Below are 13892 nucleotides of genomic sequence, written 5' to 3'. Positions count from 1 at the left end.
TGCTGTGGATGAGTCGTCCCAGGCGCGCCGACGCCCGTCGAATGTCCGCTTTCGACCCAAAGCGGACATTGAGCGAAGGCTATGCAGTCCGGAACCCGAGATGCCCCAGGCCTCGGTCCTGCAATCAGTTGCGTGCCCCAACCTGGCGGCTAACGCCGGTCACCGTACCCGCGTCCATCCGGATACATGCCATTCGTAATGGTAGGGTCGGCGAATCTCCGGCTCTGGCTGTCAAAGAAATCTCGATTTAAGAAGGCTTGCTGATTGCCAGGAACTTCCAGGAACTGATTTCTAACCGTATGCTCAGGACAGTGACGAGGGTTGATGAGATGGAACTCCTACAAAGCCTTCTACAAGGCGTGACGAGCTTTTGCGTTCCTGGCCCGCGCTGCCATCCTGATTGGACGGCATGGGGCGCTATCATTACGTTTCTCGCGGTGCTCGTCCCGGCAATGCAACATGAAAGAAGCCGAACGGACGAAAGAAAGAGCAAGATTAGACGCGGCAGGCAAGCAATCGAGCAATTTGCGGCCGAGGTCAACGACCTGGCCGGCCAGATTGATTCGCATCGCCAGTATTTGCCCGCAATGCCCAGGTTCGTAAGCGGCGTCGGACCGCAGGCGATCGCAGGAATTCTGCGACTCCGAATCTCCATTCCACAATTCGATCCAATCGAGGAATTCGAACAAATAACTCAGGCTTGCAGCAATCTCTCCATCGGAGTGAAGGCATTCAACCAACTGATCGATTTGGGCCTCGCAGTCCCAGCAGTGCCAGGCGTAACGCACGTGTTTTCAAATGTATCAATGTTCGAAAGCATGCTTGATGAGATAGACCGTTCCCTACAGAACGTCATGCATGCGATGGAAAGCACGGTGCCAGGCTCGACGAGCAATATCCGAAGACGCCATGCAAACGGTTAGCACAAGGCGCTACTACCGGCAGTGCTGTGTGGTGTCGACAGGGCATATGTGGATGTGTCCACGCACCAACGTCTGAGCGGAGAAAGTCATTTCCTCTCGGATTGGCGGCCCTTCCCCTCCGGAGGTCCACACCCGACCAACGGAAGTTGCAAAGACCCCTAGTCTTCGTCTAGGGTTCCTCCGGGGAAATTGACAGGGCCGTCAAAATGTTAAAGGCGAAGGCTGGGGCAACCGTTCGTCTGCACGTTTCGTATGCATTAATGTCGCCGTTTATGCGCGAGGGCTGCTCACGGCCCGTCAATCGCGCCTTCTCGCGAGCGCGCAAATCGCCTTCGGCCAGTGCATTTGACGCCTGGCCGCCTCTCCGGAGGCCATACAGGCGGTCTGAGGGCCATCGAAGGCCCTCTCTGTCGCTCGTTTCGTGTCACCCGTTTGGGTCTTGTCAGCGTCTTTACGACGAGGAACTTATACTGTACCCGGTAGGTCACTAATGTAGCTACGTCGGTGGCCGATAGCCGTAAGTGTGCGCGTTGGCACATCTGTACTGAATGGGTTTGTTAGGCTGCGCGCCCCAAGGACATGTGGGGTGCTACGAGAGGGGTGAGGTATGGGCGACGCTATTACAAAATTGAAGACGAAGGAAGCACTACTACAAAACCTTCGAGACGCCAAAAAGCCATCTGCTGCTGAGGTGAGGGAGCAGCGTGTGTCGTTTGTTTTCGGATCGCTCGATTCGAAGAGCCCGATCACTCGCGAGATGGTTCGAAAGGCTTTGGAGAGCGCTTAAGGAACAAGCAAACGAGGGCAAGGGAGGCTTTCGTGATCTTGTATGAATTGACCGGTACGGAGCAAAACCCGGTCTACCAGGCTTTGGAAATCTCAAACGGCAATCGGCAGTACGATTTTCTGCTGTCCATTGTGGAAATGGCCACTGCAGTCGGTCGACCATTTCTCTCAGAGCACGTCATCAAAGCTCTCAACTTCCAGGCGATTACCTGTCTGCACACGAACGCAGGCGAGTATCGACCGTGTCAAGTGACTGTCGGAACGCACACTCCGCCCGAACACTATCGAGTCGACGCGCTAATGGAAGACTTCGTCAACTACGTGAATCGGCATTGGAGTGAATCTGATGCGGTCGCGCTTGCAGCGTTCGTCTTGTGGAGGTTGAACTTCATTCACCCCTTCATCAATGGCAATGGACGTACGGCACGAGCAGCCTGTTACTTCGTTCTATGCCTGCACCTCGGTCAATTGCTACCTGGTAGTACTATCCTACCGGAACTAATCAAGCGTGATCGAGCCGAGTACGTTGCCGCGTTACAGGCAGCGGATCTCTCTCTGTCGACCGGCCAGCTAGATCTTGCTGCTCTTCACCAGTTTCTCGAAGACCGGATTCAAGAGCAGATTCAATCCGCGCAGCCACCGCAGCCACCCCAGCAATCTGTGTCACCGTCGCCGTAACTCTGCTCGATGGGCCCCTCGGCTGCTCGGAACTGACTGGTTACGCCCCGCGCGTAGATGGCATTTCGCCGATGCGGTGCCGGATTGCCCATGAACTTGCGAATCCCCGCAAGCGCCGGAAGCGCCTTCCGAGAGCTATTTCGGCGTAGCCGGGAGCGGATGATTACCCCTTTCCAGAAGCAGCGCCTGAGCCTGGCATGCTCTGAGTTCTTCAGTATTCTTCCGCTCCGGTCGATAGCATCTGTCATGACTGTGTTGCTCGCGTATCCAGTCAAGGGCAATGCCCGCAATCAGCGTCTATGTTGTTGATATATACGGTTTCGCATTCGATCGCTTGGCCGACGCCTGCAGTGGCGCAGGACGCACGGTGTGGGATGACAACTATTGAAGGAAAGCACGGTCAACTTTTGCAGGAATGCACACTCCGCTCCGCGAAGCGTCGAGAAATCACACTGGCCAGCGCAGGACGCTGTGCGCCGCAATATTCGTACTCAAAGAGTCGCCTCGGCGCTCAGGGACTGACGTCAGCCATCGCTTCGTACTGTTCCGCAACACTCGCAAGAATTTCCGGAGTCGATTGAGATTTGTCTGATTCCGCGTCCCGAAGCGGACCGGTAGTCTGGAACATGTAAAAAACCGCATGGGTTCTTTTAGGACAATTCCGATATCCCCCGCTGCCGCCGGTCGCTAGCGTGACCGTGAACGAAGGGGCGCGCCGATTCACCAGACGTGCGCGTGTGCGGAACGAAGGACAGGGGTTAATCGAAGTGCGCAGTGGACGTGGTGGTGGTGGCAAACGCCACGGGCGTTGGATCGGACTGGTGCCGGGCATGGCCACGCTGTCGCTGGCAATGGCGCAGGTGGGGCCGGATGCGCAGGAACTGTTGCGCCAGCAGGAGCGCGAGCGCGCGCTGCGCGAGCAGCAGAAGCAGTCGCCGGATGTGCGCCTGGAATCGCCGACCTCCGCGTTCGAGTCGCTGCCCGCCGGGCGGTCCCCCTGCTTTCGGATCGATGCCATTCGCCTTGAAGGTGAAGACGCTGATCACTTCCGCTGGGCGTTGGAGTCCGCCGATCCGAAGCGCGATCCCGCGACCGGCCGCTGCTTGGGTACGCAGGGCATCAATGTGGTGATGAAGCGCGTGCAGAACGCGATCATCGCCAGGGGTTACGTAACCACTCGTGTACTGGCCGCCCCGCAAGACCTCACCGGTGGCGCGCTCACGCTCAACGTGATTCCAGGCCGAATCCGTGCGATCCGCTTTGCCGACGGCACCGCGCCCAATGCAACGCTGTGGAATGCGGTCCCGGTCAGTTCCGGTGATCTCCTCAATCTGCGCGACGTGGAAATGGCGCTGGAGGTGTTCAAACGGGTACCGACCGCCCAAGCCGATATCCAGATCGTGCCCGCGGACGGACCCGAGGCGCAGCCAGGTCAGAGTGATCTAGTGATCGCCTGGAGCCAGTCGCGGAAGATCCGGGCGAATGTATCGCTGGATGATTCCGGCAGCGAGGCCAGCGGGAAACTGCAGGCGGGAGCGACTCTCTCTGTCGATAACGCCCTGCAAGCCCATGACCTGTTCTACCTCAATGTGGGTCACGACGCTTTCTCCGGCAGCGGCAAGGGAACTGAAAGTTGGGCCGCTCACTACGACCTGCCTGTCGGGTACTGGCTGATCGGGGCCAATGCCAGCGCCTACGACTACCACCAGACGGTGGCGGGGCACTCACAGAACTACGTCTACAGCGGTAACAGCCAAAACGCCGACGTACGTTTGTCGCGGCTGCTCTATCGCAACGCCACCCGCAAGTTCGGTGCGTATGTGCGCGCATGGGCACGGGAGTCGAAAACCTACATCGACGACACCGAGATCGAAGTCCAGCGCCGTCGTACCGGTGGTTGGGAAGCGGGACTCACATGGAAGCAGTTTCTGGGCAAGGCCACGCTCGATGCGAACACGGCCTTTCGCCGAGGCACCGGTGCGTTTGACGCGCTGCCAGCACCGGAAGAACGGTTCGACGAAGGCACCTCTCGCATGAAGGTCATCACGGCCGATGCGCAATTGACCGCGCCATTCCAGATCGGAAAGCAGGTGCTGCGCTACACCGGCAACTGGCGCGCGCAATGGAACCGCACGCCGTTGGTCGCGCAGGACCGGTTCGCCATTGGTGGGCGCTACACCGTCAGAGGCTATGACGGCGAGGTCTCGTTGACCGGCGAGCGTGGCTGGCTGCTGCGGAATGACATTGGCCTCCCCCTCGGCGGCGGGCAGGAAATGTATGTCGCCGCCGACTACGGCCACGTCGGCGGTCCCGCGACCGCATGGCAGCTGGGGGTTCACCTCGCAGGCATGGCCCTGGGTCTGCGCGGCGGCTGGAAGGGTGGCTACTGGGATTGTTTCGTCGGTGCCCCGATAGACAAGCCCAAGGGTTTCCCAACCGCGTACACCACCACGGGTTTCAGCTTGGGCTGGTCGTTCTGACTTCGTCTCCGATCAAGCTGAGCTCCGCGCGACAGCTCGCCGTCGCGCGGCAAGAACAACAACCAAGAAGTACGCACTAGAACAAGAAAAGCACGTTGTGAATCGCATCTATCGTCTGGTCTACAACAAAGTACTCGGGCTCGTACAGGTTGCTTCGGAACTCACCTCGTCCGCACAGGGTGGTTCAGGCGGTGCCGGAGGCGAGCGCACGACGTCTTTGCCGGCGCTGCGAGTGGCGATGTACGTGGGCTTGGGTTTCGTGATCAGTTTGCCCGCGCTCGCGCAGGCGGTGCAGGGCCAGATCAGTGGCGATCCCAACACGCCCGGCAACCAGCGCCCCACGGTGCTGGAAACATCGAACAACGTGCCGTTGGTAAATATCCAGACGCCCAGCTCTGCAGGGGTATCCAGGAACACGTACGACCAGTTCGACGTGGGCACTGAAGGCGCGATCCTCAACAACGCGCGCGCCAATGTGCAGACGCAACTGGGCGGCTGGGTCCAGGGCAATCCGTCGCTGGCCACTGGCACGGCGCGCGTGATCCTCAATGAGGTGAACTCCGCCCATCCCAGCCACCTCACCGGCTATGTAGAGGTCGCCGGCGACCGCGCCGAAGTGATCATCGCCAATCCGAGTGGCATCCAGGTGAGCAACGGCGGTTTCATCAACGCCAGTCGCGCGACGCTGACAACCGGCCGCCCGATCCTCAAAGGTGGGGCACTCGACGGCTACCGAGTCGAAGGCAGTGGCGCTATCCAGGTCAACGGCGCCGGCCTGGATGCCAGTCGCAGCGACTACACCGATCTGATTGCACGCTCAGTGCAGCTCAATGCGGGCGTTTGGGCGAACCGGCTCAAGGTCACGATGGGGGCCAACAAGGTCAGCGCCGACCACACGCAGATCACTAAGGTCGACGGCGACCGTGGCGCTGTCCCGCAGTTCGCATTGGACGTCAGTGCGCTCGGCGGCATGTATGCCAACCACATCGCATTGATCGGCACTGAGGCAGGCGTCGGCGTGACGAACGCCGGCACCATCGGCGCACAGGTCGGCGATCTGACAGTGACGGTCGACGGTCGCCTGATCAACACGAGCGCGTTGCAATCGCAGCAGAACACGCGCTTGAACGCGACGGGCGGTGTCACCAACGCGGGCACGCTCAGCGCCGTACGCGAACTGACGGTCACCACGCCGGCCGACGTGAACAATGAAGGCGGCACGCTCAATGCGCGTCGCATCGAGGTGAATGCGTCGTCGCTCACCAATCGCGGTGGCGCGATCGAACAGAGCGGTGTGCAGGCTTTGGCGCTGAACGCCGGTTCGCTCGGCAACCGAGATGGCGGTCGCATCGGCATGGCGGAATTGAGCGGAGGCAGTGAAGGCGGCAGCGGCAGCCACGGCGAAGCCGCTGGCGGTGACGGTAGCGGAGCGGCCGGCGGCACAGATGGCCCGACGGGCATTGGCGATTCCAGCGCAACAGGTAGCGGCAGCCAATCCAGCGTGATTCCGCTGGCTGACGGTGCACTCAACATTGCCGGGTTGCTCAACAACGATGGCGGGCGCATCCGGTCCAGTGGTGGGATGGACTTGGCTTCAGCGCAGGGCCTCAACAACGACGGCGGCCACCTCGCGTTGCGCCGGTTGACGTTGAAGGGGGGCGACCTGCGCAATGCCGGCGGTGAGTTGACCGTGACGGGTCCGACCACGCTCCACGTCGGTCAGGTGAACAACGATGCCGGCCAGCTCAAGTTGGCCGGTGCGCTCACGCTCGACGCCCATGATTTCAGCAACCGCGCCGGTACGTTGTCGCACAGCGGCGCCGATGCGACGACGCTCAAAGTGGCGGGCACGATCGACAACACCGACGGTGTCGTCGCCAGCAATGCGAGCGCGCTGACCGTCAGTAATACCAACCTCCTCAACGAGCGTGGTCGAATCGAGCAGTCCGGCACGAACGGACTGACGATACGCACGGGCGTGTTGACTGGCGCAGGCGGCACCATCGCCACCGCGGGCGCAGTGAACCTGACGGCCACTCAGGCCAATCATCGCAGCGCGACCCTGAGCGCCACGCAGATCACGCTCAGCGCTGACACTTTCGATAGCCGTGGCGGTCACCTCATTGCCAGCGGCGCGGCAGCCAACATACTCAGCGTGCGCGGCACACTCGACAACGGCGACGGCGGCACGATCGAGAGCAACGGCGATCTGACGATCAGCGCCGCGACCTTCGGCAATGCTGGCGGCACCGTGCGTCAGGCCGGAACCGGCGCGCTCGCGATGACTGCGAATGCGCTGAACGGCGCGGGCGGAACGCTTGGGAGCAACGGCTCGCTGACCATCACGGGCGATACGACGGATCTGCGCGATGGCACCACGTCGGCGCAGCGTATCCGCATCGACACCGGCAAGTTGACGACCGCGGGCGGCACGCTGACGGCCACGGGCGCCGGGTCGCTGGACCTGCGTGTGCGTGGTGCGCTGGACAACGCGACAGGGACAATCGCGACTACCGGCGCCCTGCAACTGGATGCCGCTAGTTTGAACAATAGCGATGGCGTACTCAGTGCTGCCGGAGAGGCAAAATCGCGGATTGAGGTGGCGCAAACGCTGGACAACACCCGCGGCACGATCGCCTCGGCGGAGGCGATGGGTCTGACATCCGATCAGGTCCTCAATCGCGCCGGCATGATCAGCGCCGGTGACGCGTTGGGATTGGCGGTTGCGCAGGCTCTCGACAACCGTGGCGGCACAGTCGTGGCCTCGAGCAGAGCTACCGTTCGCGCGGGCAGCGTGCGCAATGGCGAGCACGGGGTTATCGCCTCCCTCGAAGACGATCTGCACCTCACTGCAGACGGCCTGCTCGACAATGCGGGGGGCGCGCTGCAGGCCGACGGCGATATCGCGCTGGACAGCGCCGGTCTGGAAAACGCGAATGGCCAGATCGTCGGTGCGAACACCACCATCGACACGCGCCAGCAAGCGCTGGGCAACGCCCACGGCACCATCGCCGCCACCTCCGGTACGCTCGCCATGGCGGCGCATTCGGCCGCCATCGACAACAGCAATGGCTACCTGCGCGGCGACAATGTCCGGCTCACTGGCGCCGCGCTGCGCAATGCCGGCGGCACTGTGCAGGCCGGGACGAATCTGACGGCGTCGTTGACGGGCGATGCCGACAATACCGGTGGCCTGATCGCTACCGGCGGCGCGCTGGACCTGACGGCTGTGTCGGTCCTCAATCGCGACACGCTCAGTGCGGATCCGGCCCTGGTGCTGGGGTTGCAGGGCGACAAGGTGACGCTCAACGCCAAACGCGTCGACAACAGCGCCGGTCTGATCGTGGCCAGTACGCATATTGGCGTTGCTGGTTCGGGCACGGGTAGCGCGCTGACCAACACGGGTGGCACGGTCTCGTCGGCGGCCAGCATCGGCGTCACCGTCGACCAGATCACCAATACCGGTGGCACACTGTTCTCCGGAACAAACCAGACCCACACGGCCAACGGCATGACTGGCGACGGCACCGTGCTGTCGCAGGGCGACCTGACGATCGCGCTACAGCAGGACTACGTCCACACCGGCGAGGTCACCGCAAACGGCAAGCTCGACATCCGCACCGCCGGCACGCTGATCAACCACAGCCTGATCCAGGCCGGCGACCTGACCGTCAGCGGCGCGACCATCGACAACGCCGTCGACGGCACGATCAGTGGTGGCCGCACGCACGTGGTGGCCGACACTGACCTCACCAACCGCGGTCTGATCGATGGCGGCGCTACCCGTATCGATGCCGTCACCCTGGCAAATGTCGGCACCGGTCGCATCTACGGTGACCAGGTCGCAATCCAGGCCGGGACCGTCAGCAACCATGATGAAACCGTAAAGGGAGAAACCAAGGCCGCGACGATTGCCAGCCGTGGCGACCTGGACCTCGGCGCCGGCGAACTGGTCACCAGGAGCATGCCAGCTTGATCGCCATGGGCGATGCCCGCATCGGAGGCGCTCTCGATGCCAATGGTATTGCGACAGGCCGTGCCCAATCGGTCCGCAATCTTTCCGCGACAATCGAGATCGCCGGCGATCTGGCCCTGGGTGCCGCGTACTTCGAGAACGGCAACGCCCACTTCCGAGTGAGCGATGCGCCGGTACTGGTTGGCAGCGAGGCCATCACCGACATCTTCGTCAACGACCACGGAGACAACTATGCGGCTGACCTGCCGCAGGACGCGATGGGCCGGCTCTACTCGAACGACGATTTCGCGATGGTGCACGACCGCGAACCCAGAGCGGGGCAGTTGCAGTTCAAGCCTGGCACCGAGTTCGCAGGGCAGCGGGTCAATGCGTGGACGGCAATCGAGTACGAACGCACCACGCAGCAAACCCAGGTGCAGGAGAGCGATCCGGGCAAGGTGTCGGCCGGCGGCAATCTGCACCTGGACGGCGACGACTTCGTCAACGACAAGAGCCGGATCCTGGTCGGCGGCGCCATTACCGGCGCCATCGGGTCGCTTCGCAACCTCGACGCGGAAGGAACGCGCAGCATCCACGACGTGGGCACGACCGTGTTCACCCACGACGAGGGCAGCAGCGGCAGCAAGAAGCGTAACTGGGGCGACCCCTCGCCCTATCAGCAGCGCAAGACGAGCACGATTACGCTGCCGATCGCGGAAGTGAAGCAGAACCTGGACGGCGGCGACCCGTCCGCCACCACAGGCGGATCCGCGAACGGCGCCGCCGACATCCCTCATGGCACAGGTGATCGGGAGATCACGGAGGTCGGACCCACGGTGGCCGTAATCACCGACAGCCCGGAGGCGGCCCACCAGCACGAGGTGCCGCAGGGGCTGGTGGTGACTGACGGTATGACGGTCGATGCCGGCAACCAGGCGACACCGCTGCTGCCGGCCACCGTGCGCACGATCGGCGCCGACACCGCGTTCCCGGACAGCAGCCTGTTTCGTTCGGCACCGGGTGCGAGCGGCTACCTGATCGAAACCGATCCGGCCTTCACCCAGTACCGCAACTGGATGTCGTCGGACTACCTGCTGGGCCAGCTCGGCACCGACCCGGCCACCATGCATAAGCGTCTGGGTGACGGCTACTACGAGCAGAAGCTGGTGCGCGAGCAAATCGGTCAGCTGACCGGTCACCGCTTTCTGGAGGGTTACGCCAGCGACGAGGCGCAGTACCGCGCCCTGCTGGCGAATGGCGCCACCTTCGCGCAGGCGTGGAATCTGCGCCCCGGCATCGCCCTGACCGCCGAGCAGATGGCCGCGCTGACCAGCGACATTGTCTGGCTGGTCGAGCAGACCATCACCCTCCCGGACGGCACGACCACCACGGCGCTGGCGCCGCAGGTGTACGTGCGCGTGCGACCGGGCGATCTAAACGCCAACGGCACGCTGATCTCAGCCGACACCATCAACCTCCATCTCAAAGGCGACCTGGTCAACTCCGGCAGGCTCGCCGGCCGAACGGCCGTGCAGCTGAGCGGCGAGAACCTGCGCAATCTGGGCGGTCGCATCACCGGCGATCAGGTGGGCCTGCACGCCCGCACTGACCTGGACAACATCGGCGGCATCATCGATGCGCGCAATTCGCTGGTCGCCACCGCCGGCCGCGACATCAACTCGGTGAGCACGACCACGTCGTGGTCCACAACGGTCGGCGACAGCAGTTTCAGCAACACCACGCTGGATCGCTCAGCCGGTTTGTCTGTGACCCAGCCGGGCGGCACGCTGGCCGTGGTCGCCGGCCGCGACGCCAACCTGAGCGCCACCCAGGTGTCCAATGCGGGCGAGGGCGGGCAGACCCTGGTGTCCGCGGGCCGCAACATCAACCTGGGCACGATCACCGTCGGTGAGCAGAACCGCAGTGTCGCCGACGCCGACAACCATGCGGGGTGGGGGCACAGCCAGGAGCTCGGCACTGAAATCCAAACTCGCGGCAATGTGCTGCTACAGGCGGAAGGCGACATCACGGCCCGCGCGGCGACGGTCCGCAGCGACAACGGCGCGGTGACCGCGATGGCCAAGGGCAACGTCAACATCACCCATGGTGTGGCCACCACCCATCGCAGCGAGAGCCACTCCTTCACGGATGACCACGCAGTTGGCAGCACCAGCACACTGCAGCGAAACAACGTAGACGCGACCTTCGTCCAGGGCAGCACGTTCAGCGGACGCAGCGTCGGCATCCAAGCTCAGAACATCACCATCGCTGGCAGCAACGTGGTCTCTGACCTGGGCACGACGGTGATCGCGAAGGACAACGTGACGATCGAAGCCGCCTACGGCACCCGCACGGCGAACCGTTATCACCGCAAGGACGAAAGCGGCGTGTTCAGCGATGGTGGCGCCAGTGTCACGGCAGGCACCCGCAGCACCACGCGGGAGACCAACGAGGACAGCCATCATGCGGTCGGTTCAATGGTGGGCAGTCTGCATGGCGACACCACGCTGGCCGCGAACGACGGTGCCCTGCACATCGTCGGCTCGACGGTGTCCTCGCCGGAAGGCAGCACCACGTTGCTCGGCAAGTCCGTCAACATCGAAGAGGCGTACAACACCACCACGTATCAGGAGAAGACCCGCTTCAAGCAGAGCGGTGTGACCGTCGCAGTGTCCGCACCTGCATTGGATGCCGCCATCGGAGCTTACGAGTCGGCCAGGACCCTGGGGCAGAGCAAGGATGATCGCGTCAACGCCATGGCCGCCGCCAACACCGCATACGACACCTATCAGGCAGCTGGAGCGGTGGCCGGCGCCATGCAGGGTGGTCAGGGCGTCAGTGCGTCCATCACCTACGGGCAGCAGCAGTCCGAGAGCGAGACCAACACGACCCGTCGCGAGGCTGTCGGTAGCAAGATCAACGGCAAGAGCACCACGGTGGTGGCGACCGGCGCCGGCGAAGCCTCGACCCTCCGGATTTCCGGTTCGGAGGTGTACGGCCAGGACAGCACCACGCTGTACGCCGACGGCGACATCGACGTGGTCGCCGCGCAGAACACCTACGAGCAGCACAGCACCAACAGTTCCAGTGGCTGGAAGGCGGGTGTGGCGATCTCGTACGGTCAGACCGGCACGGCGATGGGGGTGACGGCCGGTGGCAACGTCGGCAAGGGCCACAGCGACGGCACCACAGTCCACCACCTCAACTCGCACGTCGGCAGCGGTGGCAGCACCACCGTCACCAGCGGCGGCACGCTGACCCTGAGCGGCGGCCAAATCACCGGCGAGCAGATCGCGGTGGATGCGAAGAACCTGGTTATCGAAAGCCGGCAGGACACGCAGACCTACGACAGCAAGCAGAAGAACGCGAGCGCCGAGGTCACCGTGGGCTATGGCGCTTCGGTCAGCGCCACCTACGACCAGTCGAAGATCACTGCCGACTATGCCAGCGTCAATGAACAGAGCGGCGTCCTGGCCGGCGACGGTGGCTACAGCGTCATGGTCAAGGACAAGACCACGCTGATCGGCGGCATCATCACCAGCACGCAAACCGCCGAGGATGCAGGCAGGAATAGCTTCAGCACGGGCACGCTGGAGATCGCCGACATCGAGAACCATGCCGACTATGAGGGCGAAGCGTTCGGCATCAGCGGCTCGCTGGGTGTCAATGGAGGCGGTGAGCGCGGCGAACACCAGATGGCGCAGGGCTCCAAGGACGGCAAAGCCGGCGGCGTTGCGGCGAGTCACGCGGTGGGCTTTGGCCAGGATGAGGACCATCAGCGCAGCACCACGCACAGCGGCATCAACACCAGGAACATCACGATTGCCGATGCTGCCGGGCAGGCTGCGACCGGCAAGAGCATCGATCAAATCAAGGCCGAGGTTGCAACGTCCACCAACACCGACACGGTGGCCGCAAACAGCGGTGCGCTGGTGAACAAGTTCGATGCGGCCGAACTGCAGAAGGAGCTGGATACGCAGGTAGAAGTGACGCAGACCTTCGATCAGAACCGGCAGGAGGCGAAGGCCGAAATCTATGCGCACGTTGACGCGAAGCGTGAAGAGGCGCGCGCGATCCGCATGACAAATGGTGGCTATGACACGCCGGAATCAATCGCGCTGGAGAAGGAAGCCGACAAGCGGCAGAAGAACGCGTTGGTCATTGATATGGCGACCATGGCGGTGTTTACCGGCCCTGATCTGAGCAATGCGTTGATTGGGCAGACCGTGACGCAAATCGACTTGGTGCATCGTGCGGCCACGAGGGACCAGAAGATCCTGTTGCAGAAATGCGACGCCGATGCCCAGAACTGCAGCAGAAAGGAAGTCAGTCTTGACCAGGTCAAGATCGTTGATGGGAAGATCTACATATTCAACAACGGAATCTTCAACGATGAAGAGGAAGCGCTGCACTACGGCTCCCTGCAGAGTGGCGATATGGCTAACAAGGCGGGCGTATACCACATCCTGAACCCAAAGACGGGAACTCCGGTGGCCGAAGCGATCTATGCCATTTACGACAAGATCAACGATATGACGGGTGGAAGATTGCCGCTGACGGAAGCGGAGAAGACCAATCAGGAATTTACGGAAATCGCCAAGGAGAAGGACAGTGTCGTTCAAAGCGTCAATCACAGTCGGGGCAGCATGACCTGGATCAACGCAATCGGGAGTCTTCGTCAGCAAGATAAGAACAATGTTGCGATCGGAAATGTGTACTTCTTTGGCGCTGCAGCCAATGCGCAGGAAGCGTCCGATACCGCTTGGATTCTCAGTGGTGGCACATCGAACCAGTATCAGGCCACGCACCCAACCGACTTGGTGGGACGCGTGCCATTGATCTTGGGAGGAAACCCGGCCACGGGTGATAAGAATGAAGGAAGCTTTCCCGACTCCCATCGCTGGTATACGCAGTCGCTGTTCCCGGATGGAGTGTCGTTGAGGGACGTAAGCGTTCGTGAGTCGATGGATAGGAATTGGGGGCCAGGTAGCTTCGGCAAGCCGGTGTTCGTGGAGCCGTCGCAGAAGGCCAAACTCGAGCTTGAGAAACGGAGTAAGAAATGAGTCGTGC

The 13892-nt window shown here is 62.3% G+C and carries 5 protein-coding genes; all 5 read left to right on the top strand.

Annotated elements, in window-relative coordinates; all coding sequences use genetic code 11:
- The first annotated feature begins 257 nt into the window (after positions 1-257).
- The 5 genes from B5X78_RS07875 (at position 258) to B5X78_RS07855 (ending at position 13885) form a co-directional block, all read left to right on the top strand.
- Positions 258-923 carry a hypothetical protein gene (locus B5X78_RS07875; RefSeq protein WP_079723868.1) on the top strand — a complete coding sequence of 222 codons (666 nt, stop codon included), beginning with the start codon at positions 258-260 and terminating at the stop codon, positions 921-923.
- 819 nt (positions 924-1742) lie between these two features.
- A complete protein-coding gene (locus B5X78_RS07870) occupies positions 1743-2387 on the top strand; it encodes a Fic family protein (RefSeq protein ID WP_139381457.1) in 645 nt (214 codons plus the stop codon).
- Between the two features lie 830 nt (positions 2388-3217).
- Complete coding sequence (locus tag B5X78_RS07865) at positions 3218-4867, top strand: ShlB/FhaC/HecB family hemolysin secretion/activation protein (protein ID WP_079723866.1); 1650 nt, start codon at positions 3218-3220, stop codon at positions 4865-4867.
- Between the two features lie 97 nt (positions 4868-4964).
- Entirely contained in the window at positions 4965-8843 is a 3879-nt protein-coding gene (locus B5X78_RS07860) for a two-partner secretion domain-containing protein (protein WP_079723865.1), read from the top strand.
- A gap of 5 nt (positions 8844-8848) precedes the next feature.
- On the top strand, positions 8849-13885 hold the full coding sequence (locus tag B5X78_RS07855; protein ID WP_229730941.1) for a hemagglutinin repeat-containing protein: 5037 nt from the start codon (positions 8849-8851) through the stop codon (positions 13883-13885).
- Positions 13886-13892: the final 7 nt, after the last annotated feature.

Source organism: Pseudoxanthomonas indica, assembly GCF_900167565.1.
Lineage (GTDB): Bacteria > Pseudomonadota > Gammaproteobacteria > Xanthomonadales > Xanthomonadaceae > Pseudoxanthomonas_A > Pseudoxanthomonas_A indica.
This window is presented reverse-complemented; position numbering and strand designations above follow the sequence as displayed.